Origin of the sequence: Paraburkholderia sp. HP33-1 (assembly GCF_021390595.1) — a bacterium.
GTDB lineage: Bacteria > Pseudomonadota > Gammaproteobacteria > Burkholderiales > Burkholderiaceae > Paraburkholderia.
The window spans coordinates 1,751,249-1,775,265 of sequence record NZ_JAJEJR010000001.1; the positions used below are offsets into that span (position 1 = coordinate 1,751,249).

The 24,017-nt window shown below is 61.4% G+C and carries 22 protein-coding genes; 4 read left to right on the top strand and 18 right to left on the bottom strand.

Features of this window, described 5'->3' with window-relative positions; genetic code table 11:
• Positions 1-10: 10 nt before the first annotated feature.
• Complete coding sequence (locus L0U81_RS07955; protein WP_233801484.1) at positions 11-298, top strand: hypothetical protein; 288 nt, start codon at positions 11-13, stop codon at positions 296-298.
• 26 nt (positions 299-324) lie between these two features.
• Here L0U81_RS07955 and L0U81_RS07960 read toward each other — a convergent pair whose 3' ends face one another.
• From L0U81_RS07960 to L0U81_RS08025, 14 genes are all read right to left on the bottom strand, one after another.
• On the bottom strand, positions 325-2,292 hold the full coding sequence (locus L0U81_RS07960) for a sigma-54-dependent Fis family transcriptional regulator (RefSeq protein WP_233801486.1): 1,968 nt from the start codon (positions 2,290-2,292) through the stop codon (positions 325-327).
• Positions 2,293-2,586: 294 nt separating this feature from the next.
• A complete protein-coding gene (locus L0U81_RS07965; protein WP_233801488.1) occupies positions 2,587-3,912 on the bottom strand; it encodes an Nramp family divalent metal transporter in 1,326 nt (441 codons plus the stop codon).
• Between the two features lie 164 nt (positions 3,913-4,076).
• On the bottom strand, positions 4,077-5,714 hold the full coding sequence (locus L0U81_RS07970) for a molecular chaperone GroEL (RefSeq protein ID WP_233801490.1): 1,638 nt from the start codon (positions 5,712-5,714) through the stop codon (positions 4,077-4,079).
• Between the two features lie 43 nt (positions 5,715-5,757).
• Positions 5,758-6,600, bottom strand: a complete 843-nt coding sequence (locus L0U81_RS07975; protein ID WP_233801492.1) for an iron-sulfur cluster assembly protein — start codon at positions 6,598-6,600, stop codon at positions 5,758-5,760.
• 35 nt (positions 6,601-6,635) lie between these two features.
• On the bottom strand, positions 6,636-7,661 hold the full coding sequence (locus L0U81_RS07980; RefSeq protein WP_233801494.1) for an amidohydrolase family protein: 1,026 nt from the start codon (positions 7,659-7,661) through the stop codon (positions 6,636-6,638).
• Positions 7,662-7,742: 81 nt separating this feature from the next.
• Complete coding sequence (locus tag L0U81_RS07985) at positions 7,743-8,096, bottom strand: MmoB/DmpM family protein (protein ID WP_233801496.1); 354 nt, start codon at positions 8,094-8,096, stop codon at positions 7,743-7,745.
• Between the two features lie 56 nt (positions 8,097-8,152).
• The gene (locus L0U81_RS07990; RefSeq protein WP_233801498.1) at positions 8,153-9,235 is read right to left on the bottom strand and encodes an aromatic/alkene monooxygenase hydroxylase subunit beta; all 1,083 of its coding nucleotides are present in this window, start codon (positions 9,233-9,235) and stop codon (positions 8,153-8,155) included.
• 70 nt (positions 9,236-9,305) lie between these two features.
• Positions 9,306-10,358 (bottom strand): NADH:ubiquinone reductase (Na(+)-transporting) subunit F, encoded by a 1,053-nt coding sequence (locus tag L0U81_RS07995; RefSeq protein WP_233801500.1) that lies wholly within the window; start codon positions 10,356-10,358, stop codon positions 9,306-9,308.
• A gap of 87 nt (positions 10,359-10,445) precedes the next feature.
• Positions 10,446-12,116: an aromatic/alkene/methane monooxygenase hydroxylase/oxygenase subunit alpha gene (locus tag L0U81_RS08000; protein ID WP_233801502.1), complete on the bottom strand. Its 1,671-nt coding sequence runs from the start codon at positions 12,114-12,116 to the stop codon at positions 10,446-10,448.
• Between the two features lie 413 nt (positions 12,117-12,529).
• Complete coding sequence (locus L0U81_RS08005; protein WP_233801504.1) at positions 12,530-12,733, bottom strand: hypothetical protein; 204 nt, start codon at positions 12,731-12,733, stop codon at positions 12,530-12,532.
• Positions 12,734-12,773: 40 nt separating this feature from the next.
• The gene (locus L0U81_RS08010; protein WP_233801506.1) at positions 12,774-13,868 is read right to left on the bottom strand and encodes a WD40 repeat domain-containing protein; all 1,095 of its coding nucleotides are present in this window, start codon (positions 13,866-13,868) and stop codon (positions 12,774-12,776) included.
• The gene (locus L0U81_RS08015) at positions 13,865-14,887 is read right to left on the bottom strand and encodes a CobW family GTP-binding protein (protein ID WP_233801508.1); all 1,023 of its coding nucleotides are present in this window, start codon (positions 14,885-14,887) and stop codon (positions 13,865-13,867) included. The genes L0U81_RS08010 and L0U81_RS08015 overlap by 4 nt, the downstream gene beginning before the upstream one ends.
• Positions 14,884-15,201, bottom strand: a complete 318-nt coding sequence (locus L0U81_RS08020; RefSeq protein WP_233801510.1) for a hypothetical protein — start codon at positions 15,199-15,201, stop codon at positions 14,884-14,886. The genes L0U81_RS08015 and L0U81_RS08020 overlap by 4 nt, the downstream gene beginning before the upstream one ends.
• A gap of 36 nt (positions 15,202-15,237) precedes the next feature.
• Positions 15,238-16,281, bottom strand: coding sequence for an NAD(P)-dependent alcohol dehydrogenase (locus L0U81_RS08025; RefSeq protein ID WP_326489828.1), 1,044 nt, complete (start codon positions 16,279-16,281; stop codon positions 15,238-15,240).
• Positions 16,282-16,627: 346 nt separating this feature from the next.
• Here L0U81_RS08025 and L0U81_RS08030 point away from each other — a divergent pair, with 346 nt between their 5' ends.
• The 3 genes from L0U81_RS08030 (at position 16,628) to L0U81_RS08040 (ending at position 18,939) form a co-directional block, all read left to right on the top strand.
• On the top strand, positions 16,628-17,071 hold the full coding sequence (locus tag L0U81_RS08030; RefSeq protein WP_233801514.1) for a hypothetical protein: 444 nt from the start codon (positions 16,628-16,630) through the stop codon (positions 17,069-17,071).
• A 559-nt stretch (positions 17,072-17,630) separates the two neighbouring features.
• Positions 17,631-18,323, top strand: a complete 693-nt coding sequence (locus tag L0U81_RS08035; RefSeq protein WP_233801516.1) for an NnrU family protein — start codon at positions 17,631-17,633, stop codon at positions 18,321-18,323.
• A gap of 151 nt (positions 18,324-18,474) precedes the next feature.
• Positions 18,475-18,939: a RidA family protein gene (locus L0U81_RS08040; protein WP_233801518.1), complete on the top strand. Its 465-nt coding sequence runs from the start codon at positions 18,475-18,477 to the stop codon at positions 18,937-18,939.
• On the opposite strand, the gene L0U81_RS08045 is transcribed toward L0U81_RS08040, so the two are convergent.
• The 4 genes from L0U81_RS08045 to L0U81_RS08060 all read right to left on the bottom strand — a co-directional run bounded on the left by L0U81_RS08045 (position 18,914) and on the right by L0U81_RS08060 (position 23,955).
• Positions 18,914-20,248 carry an HlyD family secretion protein gene (locus tag L0U81_RS08045; RefSeq protein ID WP_233801520.1) on the bottom strand — a complete coding sequence of 445 codons (1,335 nt, stop codon included), beginning with the start codon at positions 20,246-20,248 and terminating at the stop codon, positions 18,914-18,916. The genes L0U81_RS08040 and L0U81_RS08045 overlap by 26 nt on opposite strands.
• Before the next feature lie 34 nt (positions 20,249-20,282).
• Positions 20,283-21,794, bottom strand: coding sequence for an efflux transporter outer membrane subunit (locus tag L0U81_RS08050; RefSeq protein ID WP_233801523.1), 1,512 nt, complete (start codon positions 21,792-21,794; stop codon positions 20,283-20,285).
• 54 nt (positions 21,795-21,848) lie between these two features.
• The gene (locus L0U81_RS08055) at positions 21,849-22,286 is read right to left on the bottom strand and encodes a MarR family winged helix-turn-helix transcriptional regulator (RefSeq protein WP_233804262.1); all 438 of its coding nucleotides are present in this window, start codon (positions 22,284-22,286) and stop codon (positions 21,849-21,851) included.
• A gap of 106 nt (positions 22,287-22,392) precedes the next feature.
• The gene (locus tag L0U81_RS08060; protein WP_233801525.1) at positions 22,393-23,955 is read right to left on the bottom strand and encodes a DHA2 family efflux MFS transporter permease subunit; all 1,563 of its coding nucleotides are present in this window, start codon (positions 23,953-23,955) and stop codon (positions 22,393-22,395) included.
• Between the last annotated feature and the right edge of the window lie 62 nt (positions 23,956-24,017).

Consider the following 24,017-nt stretch of genomic DNA (forward strand, 5'->3'; position numbering starts at 1 on the left):
CGCATTCTCGATGCCCAAGTCACTCAACGGTATGCGCCCGCGCTGCCAGCAAAAGAATGCGCCTCGCATATTCATTTACGGCGGCGGACTTGACGAACTGAAGTGCGGATTGGCCCCAGGTCCAATCCGCAAACGTTTGCAAAATATTGAATTCTTCTATCGAAATTATTTATCGTTAAGTCTTGTATTTATTAGACAAATAAAATCAGCGATTTTCGCAGACTACGCCGGCTTGTATGATTTCTGTAAAAAAGGCGTGATATTCGCGAAAGCGGTTTTAAATTACGGTTTTCCGTAATTTTTACCCTGTCAATAATTAAAGCCTCATTCCCTGGGCATTGGCTTGACGAGACCTTCCATCTGATAGAACTCGATCTTGCGATAGAGTGTGCTTCGCGAAACACCGAGGGCTCGAGCGGCCTGGGCAAGGTTGCCGTGTGTATTGTGTACGGCGCGAGCGATCGCTAAACGTTCTGCTGCCTCCAGACTTGCCCCCTCATCCGGCGCCGATGGGATGACCTCGGACGTTGAGACTTCATCGAGCAACTCGGCGGGCAAATCATCGAGCGACACGGCAGGTTCGCTGGACGTCAAAAGCATATTCTCGATTACGTTGCGCATTTCCCTGACATTGCCGGGCCAGGAATAAGCGCGCAGCACCGCCATGACCTCCGCGCTCAGTTGTCGTTCGGGGACACCGTGGCGCAAGGCAAGCTTCCGGTTAAAGTGCTCGACTAGCAGATCGATGTCGATATCCCGCTCGCGCAGCGGCGGAATGCGTAGGCGCGTAACACTGATCCGGTAATAAAGATCGCGCCGAAAGCGACCGGACTCGACCTCTTTGCGCAGATTGCGATTGGTCATTGCGAGCAGACGCACATCGACGCGGCGCGGTTGCGTGTCGCCAAGCCGGTAGATCACGCCCTCTTCCAGCACGCGTAACAGTACGGGCTGAAGTTCGAGCGGCATCTCACCGATCTCATCGAGACAAAGCGTTCCACCGTGAGCCAGTTCGAATCGGCCCGCCCGCCCTTCCGTCGTCGCGCCGGTAAAAGCACCACGCACGTGACCGAACAACTCGCTGGCAATCAGCTCTTTCGACGCAGCCCCACAGTTATAGGCGACGAACGGGCCGCCTCCGCCCTCTTCGCCATGAATCGCGCGCGCGAACAGTTCCTTTCCAACCCCGGTCTCACCCTCGATCAGCACCGGTACACGCCTGCTGGCGAGTTGACGCCCGCGATGAATGGCGGCCAGCATCGCCGCACTTTGCCCCTGGATTTGCGCGAAGCGATTACGCTGGGGATCCGCTTCCCCGTTGCGCTCCGCGAGCGGCACGGTGACGGGTCGGCTTCGCGCCGGCACGACGAGCATCGCCCCGATCGTGTTGCCATCGACGACGACAGGATTGAACCAATCGGCGTGCAAGCCCGCGGGCAAATGCTGCACCCAGTCCTCCACCGGCGACGTCTCGCTCATCCCCGGGAAACGCTCGCCGATGCCGACCGGTAAAGTGACTCTGCCCGTGGTGTGCACAAGCCGGCCACTGCGGTCGATAGCCACCATCCCGGTTGCGTCCGACGACGACGACACCCGCTGCAGGCAGCAGGCCAACAAACGCAAACGCTCGCGAGCGGCCTGTTCGGCGAGCACCATTTCAATCTGCCGCGCCGCGGTCACGGCCAATGTGAGGTTGTTGATCTGATAGGTGGAAGGTGGTCCGGAGATATCAAGCACACCGATCACCGCGCCGGTGCCTGGCTCGCATATCGGCGCCGCCGCGCAACTCCACGACTTGATGCCTTCACAGAAATGCTCCGAAGCATGGATATAGGTCGGCTCATGGGTTGCGAGCGCGGTGCCGATACCATTCGTGCCCGCTCTCCCCTCGCCCCAGTCGCCGCCGATCGTCAAATGGATTTTTTCGCCCGCCGCTCGCGTGCGCAAATCGCCGGCCGCCTTAAGGATTACGCCGTCCTGGTTCGTGAGCAGCAGGATTGAATGTGAATCAGCGAAAAGATCGGCCGTAACGGTGAACAGACGATCAGCTGCGGCTAGAAGGTCGCGATGGCGCCAGAGTAGCGCCGCGACTTCGTCACCGTGTACCGCGATCGGCGCCGAGACCGCAGTTGGACTGACGCCGGATTGCAAGCTGCGTTTCCATGAGTCGACGAGTGCCTGGGGAGCGGACGTCGACGACTCGCCGGCAAGAAATCGCTCCCACGCTCGCATCGTGCCCCGGTCGGAATGACGCAGGTTAGCGCGCTGCGCGTTGGCTACGATGCCACGCATCGTGGCCTCGTCACCTAGACCCAACATGCTGCCAAGCTGATGTCTCCTCGCCACTACTTTCCTCCTGGGCGATGGTTCAACGCGCAGCCTGGTTCTGTGGCTGGCTTCGTCATGACTAGCTAGAGTGTTATGGCCGGGCGCATTTTTGCTGACTTCAATCAATCAAACCCAGCAGCTAACGCGCACCTAGTATATGCCTGGATCTTCAGCAAGTCTTCGGGAGAAACGCGGTCTGCACGCCGAATCGCACCCTTATGCCAGAGTCTTTTGTTGATCTCTTTGCCAGCCAGATTGTCAGCCCCCCAAACCGGGAAATCCAACACCGAACGTTTGCAGCACCAGCACGACGTTGAACGATAAAACCGCCAGCGCGGCGAACGTGGCGATGATTGTCATCGAGGCGCGATTCGTATAGCCGCGCATCACCGCTTCGCAACGCGTGAACCACAGCAAGGCCGCCATCGGAAACGGCAGCGCGAGACTCAATACCACCTGACTCAGGATCAGCGCACGGGTCGCGTCGACGCCGAGCGCTACCACTGCGAATGCGGGGACCATTGTGATGGCTCTGCGCAACCACAGCGGAATTCGAAAGCCGACAAACCCCTGCATGATCATCTGGCCCGCCATGGTGCCCACTACCGAACTGGATACGCCCGAAGCGATCAGAGACATCAGGAAGACGCCCGCCGCGCCTGCGCCGAGTAGTGGCGCGAGTGTCTGGTAGGCCTCCCTGATTTCCGCGACCTCGGGATGGCCTTGATGGAATGCACTCGCGGCCATGATCACCATTGCCATATTGATCACGCCGGCGATGCTCAGCGCGACAAGCACTTCGATGTTCGAAAACTTCAGCAGCTTTCTACGCTCCTTTTCGGTCCGTGCACGCACGCGATCCTGCGTGAGTCCCGAGTGCAAGAACAATGTATGAGGCATGACCGTCGCGCCGACGATACCAACCGAGATCGTCAACGCATCCTTGTCCGGCAAGCGCGGCGAAAACGTATGGAGGAGAACCTGCGGCCAGATCACAGGCGCGATGAACAGTTCGGCGAGATAAGAGAGGCCAATGACGCCCACCAGTGCGCCAATGGCCAGTTCGAGAGGCCGAAATCCCGCGCTTTCGAACAGCAGGAGTCCATACGTTACCAACGCCGTAATGGCCATACCCGCGAGTAACGGGAGGTGAAATAGCAACGCGAGTCCGATTGCGCCGCCAAGAAATTCGGCCAGATCGGTGGCCATCGCTGCGATTTCGCTCACTGCCCACATCAATAGCGCAACCGGCTTCGGAAACCGTTCGCGGCACAATTGCGCGAGGTTTTTGCCAGTCACGATGCCAAGTTTCGCCGACATCACCTGAAACAACATGGCCACAAGGTTCGCCAACAACACCACCCACAGCAACGCGTAACCGTATCTGGCGCCCGCCTGAATATTCGTCGCGAAGTTGCCGGGGTCCATGTAGGCCACGGAAACGACGACTGCGGGACCGGCAAACGGCAGCAGATTCAACGCACCGCGGCGGCGTCCTTCCAGTACCTCTTGCGCGGCGAGCGCCGTACGGGCGGTGCTCGCCCCCAAATTCGCGAGGCTTGTCGCCCGGACGCGATCATCCATGCGGGTTCTCCCCTTTTTCCTGCAATTCGCAGGAGTGGGCGCCCCGGCATGCATGGAGATCACATGATTGCTTTCATGATCGCGCCGGCGACACCGCCCCCTACCGGCGGGTTTCTGTGCCGGTCTCCGCGGATACGGAGGCCGGCCAGATCGGTCTCACGAGTCTATGGACGGCCAAGCCGTTCGGCGCCAGCGCCCAGCGCCGGTCCGGCGGTCGGATCGATCGTCTCCGGTTTCTTCGCGATCAGCGTCTGGGTGGTGAGAATCAACCCTGCTACCGAGGCCGCATTGCGCACCGCGCTGTAACTGACCTTGACCGGATCGATGATGCCTGCTTCGGCCAGGTTCACGAATGCGCCACGACGTGCGTCGAGACCCATGCCGGGTTTCGCCCGCACCGCTTCGCTTACCATCGCAGTCCCGTCGAGGCCGCAATTCGTCGCGATGTGAAAGAGCGGCTTGGCCAACGCTGCCTGCAAGAGCCGCGCGCCTTGCTGCACGCTGCCATGACTACGAGCAATGACGCCCTCGAGTTCGGATGCGACCCGCAACAGGGCCATGCCACCACCCGGCACGACGCCTTCGGCGATCGCCGCGCGCGCCGCGTGAATCGCATCGTCGATCAGATGCAGCCGACGCTTCTGTTCGACCGGGGTCGCGCCACCCGCGAGAATCAGCGCGGTGCCGCCCGACAGTTTCGCAAGGCGCACCTGAAACTTGTCGCGCTCAACGTTCTCCGGCGCCATTTCGTACTGGCGCGTCACCTGCTGACGGCGTGCCGCTACCGCCGCCGGATCGCCGCTGCCGGCCGTGATGATGGTCTGGTTCGAGGAGATGCGCACCTGGCGCGCGCTGCCGAGGTCGCTCAATTGCGTGGCTTGCAGTTTCCCGCCGAGGTCGCGGGCAACGACCTTGCCACCGGTAACGATGGCGATGTCCTCGAGCATCGCCTTGCGCCAGTGCCCGTACTCCGGTGGATGAATCGCCGCCACGGGCATGCCGCCGTTGTCGCGCCACGCCAGCAACGCCATCACGCAGGCTGGCGCGACCTCTTCGGCAATGATCAGTAGCGGCCGTTTGCTATGAGTCGCAAGCGCCTGAAGCACCGCGACTTCGTCCTGTGATTGCAGCCGCTGGTCGGTCATCAGAATGAGCGGGTTGTCCAGCACCACCTGCATTCTCTCGATGTCCGTCACCATGTGGTGAGACAGGTAGCCTCGATCGAACGCCATCCCGTCCACGACCTCAAGACGGGTTTCGACGGTGTTGCCGTACTCCACATCGACAATCCCGTCGGCGCCCACTCGCTCCAACGCCTCAGCCACCAGCTTCCCGGTGAACTCGTCGTTGGCCGCCACCACCGCTACGGCGCGCACTTCGTCACTGCTGCGCAGGGGCGTCGCAGCGCGCTTGAGCGAGTCGATTGCCTCGTTGACGGCAAGTTCCAGGCCTTGCACCAGTTCAACCGGGTTTGCGCCTTGCGCGAGACAGGCGAGACCGTCCTGCACCAGTGCGTCCGCGAGAACAGTCGCGGTGGTCGTACCGTCGCCGGCGACTTCGTTGGTTTGCCTCGCCACTTCGCGCACGACCTGCGCGCCGATATTCTCGAACGGATCTTCGAGTTCGATCTCACTGGCAATGCTGACACCGTCGCGCGAAATGATCGGCGTGCCGATCGGCCGGTCGATGATTGCGTTCATTCCGCGCGGGCCGAGCGTGCCTCGGACTGCCCTGGCGAGTTTCGCAATGCCTCGACCTAGCGCCATGCGCGCCTCGTCGTCATGCAGCATGATATTCGGCATGATCCTGTCTCTCCTGATCCGGTTAGTTCCGATTGCTCTTTTTTTACTCTGCTGCGCTAGACGCCTCTCGTGCCGGCGCGAATGGAGCCTGAGGCTTCACGCCGCCAGTGCGGACGAAGTGCACCGGTTTGATCTCGACCGTTTGCGCCGAGGCGCAGCTTTCGCCATAGCGCGCAGCCAGAAGACCGCGGCATAGCGCGCCGTTGAATTCGGCATTGACACCGACTCTTCGCAACGCGCGCAGGTACGCCCCCAGTCCGTCCGGATTCAGCGGAGCACCTTGCGTGTCGATAAAAGCCGGTTCATCCTCCTGCGCTGCTTCGTCGGGACAGAGGCCCACTACAAAACGCCGTTCCCGATAGCGCGCGACAAGGCGCCGGGTTTTCCCATCGTCCGTGCTCGCGTCTGCTAACGTCGACAGCTGCGCCATGCTCAGCCGAACCAGCATCGCAGGGTCGCTGCCTTGTGCCAGCAGCCAACTCAAAAGCGCCTCCTGCCGCCGCTGGAAAGCCTTGACGAGGAAAATGCGCCGTACGTCTTCCACCTCGCCATTGGCCTCGCTGCCAAAGGTCTGCTGGAACGTGTGTCCAGCGGCTACACCTCGATTGATCTCGGTGGCATACATATGCTCGTCGAGTGTGATCGTGATGTTCGTCACCCACGGCAGGACCATGATCGCTCGTCGCATGTCGTCCGCCATCAGGTACGCGAAGTTGGCCGCGCACCAGTAGGTCGGCAAGCGGAAGCCGATCGATACACAGCCGTCATCGACCTCCACTGCGGTGACGAAACCCAGCTCCGTCACCGGCTCGTCGAGTTCCGGGTCGGACACCGCCTCGAGCCGGGACCAGACCTCGGCAACCCGGCTCGAAGCGCCCTTCGACACGACGAGCGCCGGTGCTTGCACAGCATGCGGGGTGCTCATGCGCCAACCGCTGCCGAGTGCCGAACGTCCTCCAGCTGTGTCTTTTGCGCTTCGACGTCGATGCCATACAAGCGCGCCGCGTTGAGTCCAAGGATCTTCTTCTTGGCCGTCAGCGACAACTGGACGCCGGTTTCCTTACTGACGGACTCGGGCAATTCGAAGGCCATGAACTTTTCGATCAGCCATTTCGGCGACCAGATGCCATAGTCACTGCCATAAAGGATCTTGTCCTCGCCGATCCAGAACAGCAGTTCCGAGATCACATGCGCGAAGTACTCAGGCCGTGTATGGATAAACGGCAGCACGACGGCAAGACCGCCGTAGACGTTCGTCTCCTGGGTGGCGATCCAGCAGAAGTCGTCGAGGCGCGGCAAACCGCAGTGCTCGACAATGAAATTCAGGTTCTGGAAACTGGTTGCAGCATCGTCGACATCGGCGACGTCGAACGCGTCGCGATTCAGCGGCAGAATCGTCGGCCCCTTGTGGACGTGGATGTTCTTGATCCCCAGCTTCTCGCAGCGTTCAAAAAAGCGTTGCGCGCTGGGGTCCGACAGCTTGTAGCCCTTGCTGTCGCCGCGCCATTCCGCCGTGTACAGCTTGACGCCCTGAATCTTGTAGAGTGCCGCGAGTTCCTCGAGATGATCGAGTCCCGCTTCCCCATCGCGGGGATCGAACGCGCCGTTGACGATAAAGCGGTTCGGATACTTTTTCTTCAACACATAGTTGGCCTCGGTCGTGTTGAAGCCGTTCTTGTAGAAGTCCGTCAAATAGGTCGGCTGGCAGATCGCCATGTCGTCATAACCCGTGACGAACAGGTCGTTGTACATCGCTTCTTCGCCGTATTTGTCGAACTTTTCTTTGGGCCACAAATACTCCTTGGGGCTCAGGTTCGAGTGATACGCGTAGAAGCAGTCGATGAATTGCTGGCCGTGCACGTTTTTGATGTTGGCCTTGCTGCCGTCCCATAGATGAACGTGCCCGTCGATGATGAAGATTTCTTCTCCGTCCGCGGTTCGATACATGACATTCGTCTCCTTGGTTGCACGAGCGGCCCGTCGCCGTTGCGGGAAACCGGCCGCCTGTTTAGCTGGCAATGTGTTCGCTCACTCGTAAGCCATCGCGTCATCCATATTGCCGAACAGCACGACCGTCTCGTCATCGATCATCACCATTCGCCCGTAATGGGTCGAGGTGGAGATCTCGAACAGATGCGGCGTCATCTCGCGGCCTAGCACTTCGCTGATTTCGCTCATCCTGAACTCGATCTTGCCCTGTCCGTCGATGCGGATCATCGCGGGCAGATAGGTCACCGTAATGCCGGGTTTGGTAGACATCAGCTCGGCAATCGCCCGGGCCTCGACGCTGTCGTTCATCGTCACACCACATTGATGCGAGATGGTCTGTTCGAAGCGGACATCTTTCATCGACTTGAAAATATTGGCTGTATGCACTGACATTGCGTACTCCTCTGCGCGGTTGGTTCGAATGGTTCGAGCAATGGTTCGGAGAGCGCTCAGGCATGGACCGACGAGGGAAAATGAACGCCGATTTCTCTGGCGATCATCTCCGCCCGCTCTATCGCGCTATCCAGACAGTCGTTGAACTGGGCCGTCTTCACATGCGGAATCGACCAGATCGGCTGCAACCGCTGCGCTGCGGCCAGGGCCAGCACGCCGTGCTTTTCGAGCCATTCGGCAAACAGCTTGCGATTGGCGTCACCGTGCTGCGGATCGTTGGCGAGCATGTGGAAAAGCTCGACGGCATTGGCCAGATTGCGCTCGTAGTCGCCTTCCGCCGCGGACACGACAGTCGGCGTCAGAAAATCGTTTTGCGCGGCGGCAACCTGCATGATGAATCCGCTGCGAAACAGATCCGCGACGAGGGGCTCGAATACGATGTTCACCGCGAAGTACTTCTCGAGAAAATCGCTGACTCCGCCAATGGTTTCCACCGCCAGGCGCGTGTCCTGCCAGATTGGGTCGGTCAGCCAGTGCTGCTTGCCCGCATCGAGGTCGAGATTCGGGAGATCCAGGGCGATCTCACCCAGGTAAAGCGTCAGGTCCTGAGCGAAGCGCAGCTTGTACGACGCGTTCGTCAGGATGGCGCTATTGATCATCTGGGTATAGCCGTAACGCTGCGCATGCATCGTTGCCGTTCCCAAACCGAACTCAGCATGCTTGTATGCGCCCAGATGCGCTTCAAGCACCTTGATCCACGTCTTGTCGAAGCGCTTTACTGCGCCCGAGCGCCGCGCGTTCTGGATCGCGCCGGTGATCATGCCAACGATGGTCGACTGACGCTGGTAATGCGTGCGCTCCCACTCCTCGTCGACAGCGCGGAACTTGTGCCAGTCCGAGCATTTGGCCGCCGTCCAGGTTTGCGAATACGTCGGCGTTCCGTCAGCGAATGAAAGGATCCAGTCTTGCAGCAGATACCGGTTCGGGTCGGGCTGGACATCCACCGTCATGTCTTCGTAGTGGCTCGCCTTGCGTCCCTTCGGTTCGAAGTAGTTGTACTTGCGACTGTCCCAGCCGACAAACTGGGCTGCGCCGGCCGCGCCCGACTTCACTGGCGACTGCTCTGCCAACGTACTCATGTTAGTCCTCCTTCATGTTTCGGTTATGGACACTACGAACGGGCGCTACGTCAGATTCGATCGGATCCGCTCAGCGAACCGCCTGCGTGAACTTGTCGAAATAAAGCCGCTCGGGTGCGACGCCAGCCATCTGAAGAACCGGCATCACCGCCTCGATCATCGGAGCGGGACCGCATGCGTAAGCGTCGATCTCACCCGCGAGCGCTTCCTCGCGCAAAGTGCGGCTGACCACTTCGTGGATAAAGCCGGTCTCGCCCATCCAGCCGTCGTCCGGTTCGGCATTCGAGAGCGCCGGAATAAATCGGAAATTCGGCAGCTTTTGCTCCAGATCCGCGAACTCGTCGAGATAAAACAGATCGCGTCGACTGCGCGCGCCGTAGAAAAAGCGGATCGGGCGCTCTTCGCCGCTTTGCACGTGATCATTGAGGATCGACCACAGCGGCGACATGCCTGAACCACCACCCACGAGCACCATCGGTCCGGGCTGGTCCTCGCGCCGGAAGCAGGTACCGTACGGCCCCTTCGCGATCAGCCTGTCGCCTGGATTCAAGCCGCCGTCGAGTCGCGACGAGAATGCCCCGTTGGGATACTTCTTGATGATGAATTGCAGCGTCTTTTGGCCGTCAGGCGTATTGGCCATCGAGAACGATCGCGTGATGCCCGCGCCCGGAATCGTCAGGTCGACATACTGTCCGGCCCAAAAGCGCAACGGCCTCGACAAGCTCACTTCCAGCAACCTGATGTCGTGCGTGAGCGCCGTGATCTTCGTGAGTGTTGCGTCATATTCGCTGACCGCAATCGAGCGGCGCATCAGGTCTTCGTCGTAATTCAGCAGCTCGACGGTCAGATCGCTGTAGGCGAGCGTTCGGCATAGCAGGATATGGCCCGATTCGCGTTCGTAGTCGGGCAGTGCGAACGTCGAATATTTCTTCAGTTCGACATCGCCTTCGAGCAGCAGCGACTTGCAACTGCTGCACTGTCCCTCCTTGCATCCATGCATGACCGCGATGCCCTGGCGAAACGCGGCATCGAGCACGGTCTCGCCTTCCGCTACCGACATCTGCACACCGACCGGCTCGAAGTAAACGGTATGGAATATCTCGTCGTCGCCTTTGTCCGCCATTGTGTTCCTCGTCTCTTGCGTGTCGCTGATCCGTGGCTCATGACCCGTCCCGCGGCAAACCACGCGCCGCCGGATCGGGCGCCTTCCTCAATTCACCGGATTGATCTTGAAACCGGCGCGATACTCGGCAATGTGTTTCTCGCGCTGTTCCGGCGTCATACCCCGCAGCAAAACGAGCGGGCTCTGGATCGTGTACCCGCGCACATGGTCGAGCGTCCACATCTGCCTGTCGTCAAAGCGTAGATGCGGTTGCGGCACGAGCGTCTTGCCGTCACTGCGCACGAAACCCAGATCCTTGATGCAATCGGCCAGATCCCAGCCGTGGTAGCACTCTTCCCATTGACGGCGCCCGCTGAAGCGCCCCATCGCCGGAGTCGGCCTGCCCTCGTATTCCTCCGCGAACGCGACCTTATGCGTCCAGCGGCACAGCTCCGAGCAATACGTGTACAGTTGGCCGTCGACTTCATCGACCACGAAGTCTTCCCGAATCAGGCAAGGCACGAGACAGCTCCAGCAACGGTGCGGGTACACGTAACCGTTTTCCTGATCGAACAGCATATTGGTTTCGCCCGGTACGCTTTTCTTCGCATACCACTTCCAGTAGTCGCCGAATTCGGCGTACCAGCCCGGGTACTTGTGCTCGAACCATTCGAAGTCTTTTTCGGTCTGCGCTTCGATGCGCCAGAAGTTGACCGGCCAGCCGACCGAGAAGAACTGCGCGACCTTGTGGACATAGTTCTGCTTGACGATGCGATCCCAGGCGGCAGCGACATCGTCATGGTGAATCTTGATGCCGTACTTCTCGAGCGGCAGCATGTAGGTGCGGTAGTAATCCTCATAGATCCACCGGTGCCACAACTCGGCGTACGATTCCTTGTTCTTGTCGCGGTCCGTGGTGCCGTACTCGATGAAGGTGCCGATCGCGGCGTCGACGATCGCGTGGTTCTGCCAGAACGCGTAGCGCAGATCACGCTCCAGTAGCAGATGGTTGTCCGGATCATTGATGATCGACATCAATAGCGAGTGACCATTGCCGATATGGCGGCTTTCATCCGACTGCACTGAAAGGAACACCGTCGGCAGCGCATAGTCGCCGTTGCGGGCGGCTTCTGATGGCATCGCGACAAACAGCGTATTCGTGAACGCCGTCTCGGCCACCACTTGCAGGAAGACGTTGGCAGCAGTGACTGCATCGCCAGTGAGGAACCCCTCTGCGAACTGACGGCCGATCGTGGTGGCATAGCACTTGCCAAATGCCGCTTCAGTAATATCGAACCCGGCCGGATCGATATAGTTCTCCATGTACCACTTTTTCAGGTTCATCTGGATCGTGGAGTGCCGGAACTCATCGACCATCTGCATCGTAAAGCCGGTACGCAGTTCTTCTCCGGGCGCAAGCTGGCCAAGCATCGACATCGAACGCGCCGCCGAAATCTCGGGGAACGGAATGATCGCGAGGAACAGCTTCATCCATTCCACCCAGCGCGGCTCGACATTGCGGAACATGTCACCGCGCAATGCCGCGTCGAGTGCGCCGTAGACGCGGTTATCCTTTTCCTCCTGCATCGGGAAATAAGAGCGCAGCACCTGTTTCATCGGGTCGCGTGGCACCTTGCTGATCTTGTAGTCCGTCGGGAAGGTCATGGCCTCCTGGACATAACTCGGAGTCCAGCCGAGATCGGCGACGCGGCGTGCCGCCTCGCCAATGCTGATTCCGCGCTGGGACGTGATCTTGTTGAGCGTTAATCCATCAGACATTGAGCTCTCCTTGTTCCACTTCGATAACTGTCGCAATGCGACGCTTCGGGCAGGGCCGGCTAGCGCCGGGACCAGAGTCAACACCAGATTCAACGACGCGGGCGGCCCGTCTCGTTGATCAGTAATACGTAGAGGAGAACGAATCGGATGAAGGTCCTGCTGTACCCGTCTTCATGATCTTGTCTCCTGCTGTTTTCGTTGTGCGCTTCTTGACGTCAACGCTTTCGGATTGACCTGCGCTTATAGAGCGATAAGCGTGCCAGACGTATTTCTTTCTTCCGTTTCAAGCCTGGTAACGGACAGAGGCAACGGACAAAAAATCTCGCAGTGCGCCATGTTTTGTTCTGCGACAACTCGACTTCCCGATGCTGTCCGATATTGGGACGTTCGCAATCGAAGGGCAGATGCTGCGTCTACCGGGTAATGCTGCCCTGGCTATCAGCCGTGAGAATCATGCTTTGGGCCGCGTCTGCGGGATCTTTGCCTTCAGCGACAAAACGTGCGGTAAGAATGAGCGCTCCCAGCGTGAAATCCTTGCCGTACGCTTCGATCATCGCGTCCGCCACAGCGCCAAGGCGTTCGAAGAACTGTTCTTTTGAAGGATGTCCGTTATTCATGATTGCCTCTATCTGGCTATGTGAGGGAAGCACGGCGCGCTTACCCGTGGCGTGAGAAGCGGAATAGCTCGTCCGGCAGAAACACCAGCGCTAACTCGCCCGCCTCGGTTCCGAGCGCGAGCTGCTGACCATCCGGCGACCACGCCATCGCGCTTACCGCACTGTTGCCGGAACGCTTGATGAACAGGATGTCGCGACTGCCTGGCTGACACAGCAGCACCGCGCCGCTGTGGTAGCCGACTGCAATCAGCGGATGAGCCGGGTGGCAGGCCACCACGCTTACCGGCGTCTTGCCCGCGATGCCGCTTTCATGCGGCGCGTCATCTGTGCCGGGCGGATCGAAGCGCCAGCACACCGCGCGCATTCCGCCGCTCGTGGCGAGAAAACGACCGTCAGCGGAAAACGACAACGAGCGAGGCTGCCCAGGGTAGCCTCCCATTTCGATGTCCGCTCCGTCTGGAAGTCGCCAGCCGTGCAGCGCGTTCTCCTCCATGCCGCTCACGAGATAGCGGCCGTCCGGACTCCACGCCACGTTCCGGTGATAGCCCGGCCACGCAAGTTGATGCTCGCGCAGTGTGTCGGCCGCCCAAAGCGTGACGCCACCGTGGTGCGAGATCGCCAATCGTGTACCGGTCGGGTCGAAAGCCATGGAGGTTGCCGATCCGGGTAGCATCAGGCAGGCAGGTTTCGGCCCCAGCCAATGAACCCTGCGGCCGCTCGCATAGCATCGGCCACTCACCGGGCTCGTGGCCACGCGGTCAATCCACGCGCCAGCCTCATGCGCGACGAGTTCGCTCGTGCCATCGAGACGCAGATGGACGAGACGGCCATCGTCTCCGCCGCTGAGGAATCCGCCCGCAGGGTCGGCGGCAAGGGCGAGGCACGTGCCCGCATGAACGGCGAAGCGCGCAAGCGGCGCCGGTGGCGCTTGCGGCTGCACGAATTCGACGCCGCCGCTCTCGCGTGGCTTGAGTCGAGGTCCGCCCTCCCACGCACCGGCGGCGAGCGCAAGCGTGCCGTCGCCAAGCGCGAATCCAGCACCTTGCCCCGATGTGTCCCACACGACTTCGACGACGGATGCGTCGACATCCCAACACGCCCCAAGCAGATCCATCAGAACATGCGGCGCGTTCATGAGTCGATCTCGCAGTGCCTGATGCTCTCGCGCAACTCGCGCCGGTCGAGATTGCGGCCGATGAACACGAGGCGGCTATCACGCTGTTCGCCGTCTCGCCAGGGCCGGTCGAAGTCGGTATCCATCGTCATGTGCACGCCCTGGAACACAAAGCGACGCTCCGATCCCGCGAGATCGACGATACCTTTCGCACGCAGCAGGTCCTGGCCTTGCTCAACCACGAGTCGCTGCAGCCACGAGAGGAAGCGTGTTCGTTCGAGCGGCCGCTCGACGCGCAGCGAGATGCTATCGATCCCGTGACTATGGTGAGCTTGCCTGACGGAGGCGCCAGCACGAAGCGGGACGTAGCGGTAAGTCCGCTCGCCGCTTGCCGCACCGATAGTCGAACCGGGCGATGCCGCAAGCTGCAGGCGCTTGAGATCGAACGCGCCGCGATCGAGCAGCACGGCAAGCGGTATTTCGCAGCGCACGCTGGTCAGCTGTTCAGCGGTCGGGTTGATGCACCGCACGGCGTCCTGAACCGAAGCGAGAGCGGCCGCGTCGATGAGGTCGATCTTGTTGATCAGTACGACGTCGGCCTGCGCGAGTTGCTCCGCGGCCTCACGGCTGTCCGCGAGGCGCGCCTGCAGATGCGCGCCATCGGCCACGCAAATCACGCTGTCGAGCCGCGTGCGCTGCCGGATCTCATCGTCGATAAAGAAGGTTTGCACCACCGGTGCCGGGTCGGCCAGACCGGAGGTTTCAATCAGAATCCCGTCGAAGCCATCCTTACGCTTGACGAGAGCTGACACCACGCGAATCAGATCGCCGCGCACCTTGCAGCAGACGCAGCCGTTGTTCAATTCGATGACCTCGTCTTCGGCGCCGACCACAAGATCACCGTCGATACCGATGGCGCCGTATTCGTTGACGATCACCGCATAACGCCGGCCGTGCTGCTCGCGCAGAATGCGATTGAGCAGCGTGGTTTTGCCAGCGCCGAGAAAACCGGTGAGCACCGTAACCGGGATGCGATTCATTGCCAGCCCCCTTGTGCACCCGACGACGCTCGACAGTCCAGGTGAGCCAGCTCGTTGGCAAGCCGATCCCGCTCGGATTCGATCGCCCGCAACGCGCATTCGGCTTCGTCGAGCCGCTCGCGCAATTGTTCGATATACGCCGCGCCCTCCTGTGAGACGCCGTCGCGCTCCGCGCTGGCCAGTGCGCACGCCAGTTCGATCTGCGCGCCCGCGCGTCGGCTTTCGCCGCGCAAGTGGCGGGAATTGACTTCGGTTAGTGCGATAACCAGATGCATGCGCTCGAAAAGCGATGCTGCGTCGCGCTCCAGGGTCACGGCAATCTCCACGCTAAGGTCGTTCCGTCAAAGCGTTTACGGAATCAACACCGCCCGGCCTTTGATCTTTCCGTGATGCAGGTCCTTGAGCGCCTGGTTCGCTTCGCTCAGACGGTACTCCCGTGTCGCCAGATGGACGAGGCCACGGTCGGCCAGCGCCATCAACTCGACGAGTTCGGGATAGGTGCCGACCAGATTGCCGACGATGGTCTTCTCGCTGGTGATCATGTCGATCGTCGGCAACTCGATCTTTCCGCCATAACCGACGATGTAGTAGTAGCCGGCGTTGCGCGTCATGGCGAGGCCCTTGGCGATCGCGTCGCCCTCACCGACAAAATCGATGACCGCTTCCGCGCCGCTGCCCCCCGTCAGTTCGAGCACGCGTTCGACTTCATTGCCGTCCCCCTTGACCGTATGATGCGCGCCGCAATCCTTCGCAAGTTGCAGCGCAACGTCGGAGCGGTCAACGACGATGATTTCGGCCGCGCAAAGCGCATTGAGAACCTGAATGCCGATGTGCCCGAGGCCACCGGCGCCGATCACGACGGCATATTGACCGGGGAGCAAATGGCGCGAGGCCTTTTTTGCGGCGCGGTAAGCAGTCAAGCCGGCGTCCGTATAAGGCGCGACGTCTTTCGGCGCCAGCGATTTCGGCAACTGGATCAGCGAGCGTTCGCCAGTCGACAGGTATTGCGCGTAGCCACCGTTGGCGTTGATGCCGGGAAACCGGCTGTCCGTCGCGTGCATATCGTCACCGCGCCGGCAGGCGAGGCAGTGTCCGCTCGTCACCAGTGGATGACAGATGACCGGGTCGCCCACCTTGACACTCTCCACTCCACGGCCCACCTCTTCGACCCAGCCGGCATTTTCATGGCCCATGATGTAGGGCAATGCCACATCGACCTTGCTGCGCCAGATACCTTCCACGATGTGCAGATCGGTACGGCACACACCCGCACCGCCAATCCGGACGATGACGTCGGTGGGCCGCACGATCTTCGGATCGGCGACATCTTCGTAGCGCACGAATTCTTCGCGAGTCAATGACTCGTCGTACTGATGCAGCACGGCAGCTTTCACTTTTTGTCTCCTCCGTTCAGGTGTGGCCAGGAAATGCGCGAACCGTACGAATAGCGCTTTTGCGCGCGGCGAATGCTTGTCTCGCAACGTCCATGCCAAACGCCAGGAAAGTAGCGAAGCAGTCCTCAGTTGCCGTGCAGGCATGAAAAGGAGGCCTCGTCCGCAGCGGCGAACAGGCGCGCCAGCAGGCGAACTGTCGCAAAATCGGACGCTCAACGAGGATGCGGGGCGACAGATTGTCTGAAAATCGGACGCATCGAAACAGACCCTATGAGCGAAAGTGCGTATGACGTTCGATATAAACCGTATATACTGTTTATATCGTTTTTCGCCCCTGGAGATAGCCATGACAGCACCGACCACACGCAAGCCCTCGAAGAAGGCATTTCATTTCCCGAAGTCTTCGGTCACGCCGGAGGCGGAAGGCGAAACAGCCAAGCCTGCCAGGAAAAGTAGCGCCAAGCCCGCGAACACAAAGTCCGTAGCAGTCGAGGTGAGTACCGCTGGCACTGCGGCAGATGCGCCCGTTAGTGAAGCTCCCGGCAAAGTCAAAAGCAAGCGCGCGAAGAAAGAAAAGGTCGTGCGTGACAGTTTCACGATGCCCAGAACAGACTACGATCGAATCGCGCTTCTCAAACGCAAATGCCTCGAGGCGGGCGTGACGGCGAAAAAGAGCGAACTGCTGCGCGCCGGTCTTCAGATGCTGGAATCGGCTCCCGCCAAGCGGCTCGTGGCTGCAATCTCGGCGCTCGAAACCGTGAAGACGGGCCGGCCGGCAAAAGGCGAGTAGGCGAGACTGACTCGCTCTACGTTGCCGAACGCGGTGCTATAGTCGGTGACTCGTTCAGCGCTACCGGGTCAGCCATGTTTTGCGAAGCCTGCGAAAGAATGCAACTGGGCGACACGGTCCAGCCACACGACGGTCTGCGGATCAGCGACGGGCGAACCCGGCTGCGCCCGCTCGGCCGTCGTCCCGTGCTCCTGCAACGTTACTGTTGCCGCATCTGCAATACAAACTGGTTAGTCGAACGCGATCCGCTGCAGCCGGAGCACCCGGATTGGGTTTGTCTGTATCAGGCCTCAAGCATTCTCGACCCTGCCTCGGCCGTTGATCGGGGTATCCATCTACCGACTCCCCCTTCCACCACCGAACGGATTGAAGCTGCACGTGACGCGACGCCCGAGCAGCTCCGTCACAGCCTTTACCTGAGCACGCTTCCCTGATCGACTGCCGACGTCCGTGCAGGGCGTTGTATCTATTCGCATTGGTTGCGGTGGTCGTTGCGGCACGAAGTATTATTCCCCTGTGCACACGGTCGACCGATGATCTGACTTGAGGAGCCGGGCCAATGGGAAGCATCTACACACTTGTCGTGGCGGCATTCGCTTTTGTCGGCAGCCACTTTCTCCTGTCCCATCCGCTGCGGGCGGGTATGGTCCACGCGATCGGCGAACGGGGCGCCATGGGCGTCTATTCGCTGATTGCGATCCTGACATTCGGCTGGATGGTCATGGCTTACGACCGGACGCCCGTCTCCGCGCCGCTATGGCCGGCGGGCGACGCGCTGTGGGCGGTTGCGACCGTGCTCATGCTGATCGCGTCGATCCTTCTGATGGGCTCCCTGATCCGCAACCCGGCGTTGCCCACCGGCGGCGGATCCCCCGCATTGCCCGACGCGGCGCGCGGCGTGTACGCGGTGACGCGTCACCCGATGATGTGGTCGTTCGCGCTTTGGGGACTGTGCCATATCGCCGTGTTCCCGGTCACCCGGAACATCGTACTTGCCATAGCCATCATCATCCTCGCGCTTGTCGGTGCCGCGTTACAGGACCGCAAGAAGCGGCGGTTGCAGCCCGATCTGTGGCCCGCATGGGAATCGAAGACGAGCTATCTGCCGTTCGCGGCGATCGCCGCCGGCCGTGCGCGGTTGGGCGGGTTCGGCATGCACGCGCTTGTTGGCGGCATCGTTGTCTGGCTCGTGGCGACCTGGGCTCATATCCCGCTCGCCGGCTGGCCCGCAGGCATCTGGCGCTGGCTTTAGCCGCCGGCGGCCATTGTTCCGACTATCCAATCAATCAGCAGTCCAACGAGATTTGTTCTCGCGACGCAAGACTCTTTGTCCACGGTGTGTGTTCGAGTTCGCGGCGGATGCGCCTATTCTCGCACTGGCCACCACGCTCAAGGAGCCCATCATGTCCGTCCACGAGAAACTCGCCGAACTCGGTCTCGAACTGCCCGCGCCGCCGCAACCCCTCGGCAGCTATACGGCTGTCAGCGAAGCCGGAAACCTGCTCTTCGTCTCAGGCCAGGTACCGCTTTCCGAGGGCAAGATGGCCTATACGGGGCGCGTCGGCGAGACCTTGACACTCGAACAGGGCCGCAAGGCTGCCCAACTCGCCGCGCTCAACGTGCTCGCGCAGATCTCGCGGCATCTCGGAGGCTTCGAGCGCCTGCATCATCTCGTTCGTGTCGAGGGGCACGTCAGTAGCGCCGATGGGTTCTACGACCAGCCCGCCGTGATCGACGGCGCTTCCGATCTGTTCGCCGCCGTGCTCGGCGACAAGGCGGGACATGCGCGCTCTGCGTTCTCGCATAGCCAGTTGCCCGCCAATGCCGCGGTCATCATCGTCGTCATTGCTCAGATCCTGCCCGCTTGAGCGTCGCGACAGGCCGCGCCTGAATCGCATCAACCCGCGACGCCACGCGTTGCAATTGCAGTTGCGCGGCGCTCACGCGTGAAACCACTTCGTTCTGCTGGATGATCTTGTCGATTTCAGCATCGGCCTGCGTGTCGTATTGCTCGAAAACATCGGTGCGATAACGCGTGTTCTGCGCCGCGCCCAGCTGCGAACCAGAGTCGTCGCGCGTGTCGGCATCGACCATCATCGACAGGCCGATGCGCAGCGGATGCGCGGCCAGTTCGGCCGGATCGAGTTCAATGCGCACGGGCAGCCGCTGCACGATCTTGATCCAGTTGCCCGTGGCATTCTGCGCCGGCAACGTCGCGAACGCGCTGCCCGTACCCGCCGAAAAGCCCTCGATACGCCCGTGATATCTGGCGCCTCGACCGTAGACATCCGAGGTCAGCGTGACCGGCTGGCCGATCCGCATGTGCTTGAGCTGCACTTCCTTGAAGTTGGCGTCGACCCACACGCCGTCGAGCGGCACGATCGCCATCAGCGGGGTGCCAGGGGCGACGCGCTGGCCAACCTGAACCCGGCGCTGCGCGACATAGCCCGTCACCGGCGCCGGCAGCGTATCGCGCGTATAGGCGAGCCACGCGGTCCGCACTTTCGCGGCGGCGGCCTGCACGTCCGGATGCTGTTCGACCGTGGTGCGGTCAGTCAACGCGTGGTTGGCCTCGCCCTGCTGACGCGCGGCGTCGAGCGCGGCCTGCGCGACGTTCACCGCGTCGCGGGCGTGTGCGATATCTTCGGCGGATACTGCGCCGGTGTCGGCGACCGCCTCGCGGCGGTGCAGATCATCGCGGGCGCGGGCCAGGTCGGCTTCGCGCTGCGTGACGTTCGCCGCGTAAAAGTCGTTGTTGACATACAGGCCGCTCACGCGACGCACGGTCTGCCCGAGTTGCGCTTCGGCATCGGCGAGCGCAAGTTTGGCATCGGCCGGGTCCAGTGTGACGACGGGGTCGCCTTGCTTCACGATCTGCGTGTCGTCGGTGTTTACGGCAACCACCGTGCCGGTGACCTGCGGCGTCAGTTGCACGAGATTGCCGCTGACGTAGGCGTCGTCGGTCTCCTCGTGATAACGGCCCTCGGTGAAGTAGTACGCGCCGTAGGCCGCGCTCGCGAGCACGAGCGCGGCGCCGAGCAGCACGATCAGGCGCTTGCGGCGCGCAGGGGGCGCGGCCTCGTTGTCGTTCTGGGGCGCGGCAGGCGCCTGCGCGCCGGCCGCAGGTTCGTCTTGCTGATCCGCCAGTTCGCGGTCGGTCGTGATCGAATCGCTCATTGCAGTTCTCCTGATAGGTTGGCCAGCGTGCCGCTCAACGTGCGACGACGACGGGCTTGACTTGACTGGCGGCGACGTCCGCGTGAAGGCCGGTAGTGGCCGACGTATCGACATAGCCACCGCCCAGCGACGACGCGAGCTCGATCTGCTGGTCGCGCCGGTTCATCTTCAGGTTGGCGATCGCCTCGTCAGCATTCAGCGCGGTGACGTCGGCATTGAGCACGGTCAGTTGATTGGTGAGCCCCGCCTTGTATTGCGTGATCGCCAGTTGATCGGCGTCGCGCGCGGCCTGCTGCGCGGCTTGCGCATCGACCAACTGAGTGTCGCTCGAACGGATCTGCGCGAGCTGTGTGGCCACACCGCTCAACGCGCCGATCAACGTCTGGTTGTAGCTCGCCACCGCATAGTCGAACTCGGCGTAGCGGCCTTTGAGCTGCGCGCGCAGCGCACCCGCATCGAAGATCGGCAGATGGATCGCAGGCCCTACCGAGGCAGTGCGGCTTGCCGCGCTCAGAAAGCGGCCGAAGCCGAACGCGTCGAAACCGATCGCGGCGCTCAGATTGATGTCGGGATAGAACTCGGCCTTGGCTTCCTTCACCTCATGCGTGATCGCGTCGACGCGCCAGCGCGCCGCGACGATGTCTGGCCGCCGGCTCAGAAGATCGGCAGGCAGGTTGTCCGGCAGACGCACGTCGTCGCCCACGCCGAGCGTCGGCCGGGTGATCGCCAGTCCGCGGTCGGGCCCCTTGCCGAGCAGTGCCGCCAATTGATACCGGGTGGTCAGGATGCTGCCGTCGAGTGCGCTGACACGGGAGCGGCTCGTGGACAGATTCGCCTCGGCCGTCTTGCGCTCCACTTCAGTATCGAGGCCCGTTGCGATGCGGCTCGCAGTGATGCGGTCGATCTGCTCGCGCCGCACGACTTCCTGCTGCGCGATGTCGCGCAATGCGTAGAGCCGCGCCAGCTCGTTGTAACTGCGGGCGATCGAGGTGTCGAGCGCGAGCCTGACGACTTCCTCGTCGGCTTCGCTTGCGGCCTCCTCCGAGACAGCGGCGCGCAACGCCTCGCGGTTCTTGCCCCACAGGTCGAGATCGTAAGAGGCGCTCAACAGACCCTTGTTCTCCGTCTGCCAGGAGCCGGCATAAGGCGGCGGAATCAATGCGGTGCTGCTGAACTGCTGGCGCGTCAGCGTGTACTCGGCGTCGACGCGCGGCAGCGTATTCGCCTTCGCCGTTTCACTATAGGCTTGCGCCTGCGCGACACGCGCACGCGCCTGGTCGAGCGTCGGGCTGCCTTGCAGAGCCTCGGCAATCAACGCTTTTAATTGAGCGTCGCCGAACTGGTCGACCCAGTCGGCGGACGGCCAGTGTCCCTGCTCCTGCGGGAGGCTTTGCGCCGTTTCAAGCTGTTGTGGTTGGGCAATCTGCTTGTCGCTGTGGATGCCCGCGTAATTTGCGCACGCCGCCAACACTGCGATTGAGATCACCGAAACAGCGCGCTTCAGCGATCGGGCAGCGATATCTGCACTAGAAGTCTGCGTATTCATTTTCTGACAAATCAGATAATTGGGTGAAAAAAACGCGGCCCACGGCCGCGCCGCTCAATCGCCTGTGAACTTGCGAAGCAGGCGGTCCAGCTCGGCAAACTCGGCCTTCGTGAATTTGCGCAAGCGGGCGTTCAGCACATGCGGTGCGATTTCCGGAATCCGCGCGGAGGTTTTCCGCCCCTCCCCGGTCAACGTCAGATTGACCACGCGGCGATCTTCCGGGTCGCGGGATCGTTCCAGCAGTCCCTTCGATTCCAGCTTGTCCAGCATCCGCGTCATCAAGCCGGTGTCGATTCCGAGCAGTTTCGACAGCTCGAAAGGCGTGGTCGCCACACCCTGCTTCAGGGAAAGCAGGATGCCCATCTGCTGGCCGTTGATGTCGAGGTCCTTGAGCGCCGCGTCCATTTCCGCAACGACCACGTTGCGCGCCTTGACCAGCCTGAAGCCAATACTCTCTGTCAGCATGAAGTTTTTCGTCGTGTAATGGTCCATGGCGGCGCCCTCCTTGTTGATTCGAACAATATCTGCATTATCAGATACATTCAAGGAGAAAATTGGAATTGTCATTTGTCGTCCGGACCGGGTTGTCCAAAAGGGTTCAGTGTCCGCCGGCGGCGGCTGCGCCTGCGGCGCCACCGCTCGTCGGTGTCGTTATCCAGATCAACGGGATGATCACGACGAAGATCACCGCCGAGATCCAGAAGATGTCGTTCAGGCCGAGCATCGTGGCCTGCGCATTGAGCGAGGCTTCGTAAAAGGCCGTGGCCTTGGGAACGCCCGCGTCCAGCGCCGCCTGCAGATGCGCGATAGCACCGGTAAAACCAGGATCGTCCACACTCGTTTGCTCGGCAAGGCGCGCGTGATGAAGGATCGTGCGGTCGTTCCACGCGTTGCTCATCAGCGACGTGCCCACTGCGCCTGCAAAAATGCGCACGAAGTTGGACAGACCCGCCGCCGCCGGAATCTCCTCCGGCGACAGACCCGACAGGATGATCGCGGTGAGCGGCGTGAAGAACAGTGCAGTGGGAATGCCTTGCAGCAGCGTCGGCAACACCAGCGTCCATGCATCGACGCCGGTCGTGTAATTCGAGCGCATGAAGAACACGCCGGCGAATCCCACGAACGCAAGCGTGGCAAGCACCCGCATGTCGGAGCGCGGCATGATCTTGCCCATCACCGGGGCGAGGATCACGGCAAAAATGCCGAGCGGCGCAGTCACGAGCCCCGCGTCCACCGCCCGGTAGCCGAGGAAGCCCTGAATCCATTGCGGCAGGATCACGAGGTTGGCGAAGAAGATCGCGTAGGCAACCGAAATCGCAATCGTGCCGCCGAGGAAGTTACGTCTGGCGAAAAGCCGCAGGTTGACGATCGGCCTTTGCTCGGTCAATTCCCAGATCAGGAAGAACAGGAAGCTGACGATAGCGACGATCGTGAGCACCCAGATCACCGGCGAGCTGAACCAGTCGAGGTCGCGGCCCTTGTCGAGCATGATCTGCAACGGCGCGACCCACGCGATCAGCGAGATTAGTCCGACCTTGTCGATCGGGAGTTTGCGGGTGGGCGTCTCGCGGTCCCGGTAGATCGCCCAGATCGCGCCAGCGGCGAACAGGCCGACCGGTACGTTGATGTAGAAGATCCACGACCAGCTGTAGCTGTCGGTGATCCAGCCGCCGAGCGCCGGACCCGCGATGGGCCCGACCGTCGCGGTCATGGCCCAGAGCGCCAGCGCGTTCGAACTCTTCTCCTTCGGAAACGATGCGAGCAGCAGTGCCTGCGACAACGGCACCAGCGGCCCCGCCACGGCGCCCTGCACGACGCGCGCGGCGAGCAGCACGAGCAGGTTTGGCGCGAGGCCGCACGCCGCCGACGACAACACGAACAGCAGGATGGCCCAGACGAACAGCTTGACCTGCCCGATGCGCTGGGTGAGCCACCCTGTCAACGGAATCGATACCGCGTTGGCCGCGGCAAAGAGCGTGATGACCCACGTCCCTTCGTCGATGGAGACGCCGAGGTTGCCTGAGAGCGTCGGAATCGCGACGTTCGCGATCGACGAATCCAGCACGTTCATAAAGGTGGCCAGCGCCACGGCGAACGTGCCAATGGCAAACCTGGCGCCCGTCAGCGGAGCCGGCGCACCCGGGTTGATCGATGAATTCATGTGACGTCCTCGTGTCGGTTCGAAGCGCCCGTCAGCAATGGGCGTTTATCTGATATGTCAGA

What these genes read in the sequence shown, in the direction of transcription:
- L0U81_RS07955 (WP_233801484.1), top strand. Translation starts at nt 11, where the DNA reads ATGCCCAAGTCACTCAACGGTATGCGCCCGCGCTGCCAGCAAAAGAAT.
- L0U81_RS07960 (WP_233801486.1), bottom strand. Translation starts at nt 2,292, where the DNA reads ATGCGTGGCATCGTAGCCAACGCGCAGCGCGCTAACCTGCGTCATTCC.
- L0U81_RS07965 (WP_233801488.1), bottom strand. Translation starts at nt 3,912, where the DNA reads ATGGATGATCGCGTCCGGGCGACAAGCCTCGCGAATTTGGGGGCGAGC.
- L0U81_RS07970 (WP_233801490.1), bottom strand. Translation starts at nt 5,714, where the DNA reads ATGCCGAATATCATGCTGCATGACGACGAGGCGCGCATGGCGCTAGGT.
- L0U81_RS07980 (WP_233801494.1), bottom strand. Translation starts at nt 7,661, where the DNA reads ATGTATCGAACCGCGGACGGAGAAGAAATCTTCATCATCGACGGGCAC.
- L0U81_RS07985 (WP_233801496.1), bottom strand. Translation starts at nt 8,096, where the DNA reads ATGTCAGTGCATACAGCCAATATTTTCAAGTCGATGAAAGATGTCCGC.
- L0U81_RS07990 (WP_233801498.1), bottom strand. Translation starts at nt 9,235, where the DNA reads ATGAGTACGTTGGCAGAGCAGTCGCCAGTGAAGTCGGGCGCGGCCGGC.
- L0U81_RS07995 (WP_233801500.1), bottom strand. Translation starts at nt 10,358, where the DNA reads ATGGCGGACAAAGGCGACGACGAGATATTCCATACCGTTTACTTCGAG.
- L0U81_RS08000 (WP_233801502.1), bottom strand. Translation starts at nt 12,116, where the DNA reads ATGTCTGATGGATTAACGCTCAACAAGATCACGTCCCAGCGCGGAATC.
- L0U81_RS08005 (WP_233801504.1), bottom strand. Translation starts at nt 12,733, where the DNA reads ATGAATAACGGACATCCTTCAAAAGAACAGTTCTTCGAACGCCTTGGC.
- L0U81_RS08010 (WP_233801506.1), bottom strand. Translation starts at nt 13,868, where the DNA reads ATGAACGCGCCGCATGTTCTGATGGATCTGCTTGGGGCGTGTTGGGAT.
- L0U81_RS08015 (WP_233801508.1), bottom strand. Translation starts at nt 14,887, where the DNA reads ATGAATCGCATCCCGGTTACGGTGCTCACCGGTTTTCTCGGCGCTGGC.
- L0U81_RS08030 (WP_233801514.1), top strand. Translation starts at nt 16,628, where the DNA reads ATGACAGCACCGACCACACGCAAGCCCTCGAAGAAGGCATTTCATTTC.
- L0U81_RS08035 (WP_233801516.1), top strand. Translation starts at nt 17,631, where the DNA reads ATGGGAAGCATCTACACACTTGTCGTGGCGGCATTCGCTTTTGTCGGC.
- L0U81_RS08040 (WP_233801518.1), top strand. Translation starts at nt 18,475, where the DNA reads ATGTCCGTCCACGAGAAACTCGCCGAACTCGGTCTCGAACTGCCCGCG.
- L0U81_RS08045 (WP_233801520.1), bottom strand. Translation starts at nt 20,248, where the DNA reads ATGAGCGATTCGATCACGACCGACCGCGAACTGGCGGATCAGCAAGAC.
- L0U81_RS08050 (WP_233801523.1), bottom strand. Translation starts at nt 21,794, where the DNA reads ATGAATACGCAGACTTCTAGTGCAGATATCGCTGCCCGATCGCTGAAG.
- L0U81_RS08055 (WP_233804262.1), bottom strand. Translation starts at nt 22,286, where the DNA reads ATGGACCATTACACGACGAAAAACTTCATGCTGACAGAGAGTATTGGC.
- L0U81_RS08060 (WP_233801525.1), bottom strand. Translation starts at nt 23,955, where the DNA reads ATGAATTCATCGATCAACCCGGGTGCGCCGGCTCCGCTGACGGGCGCC.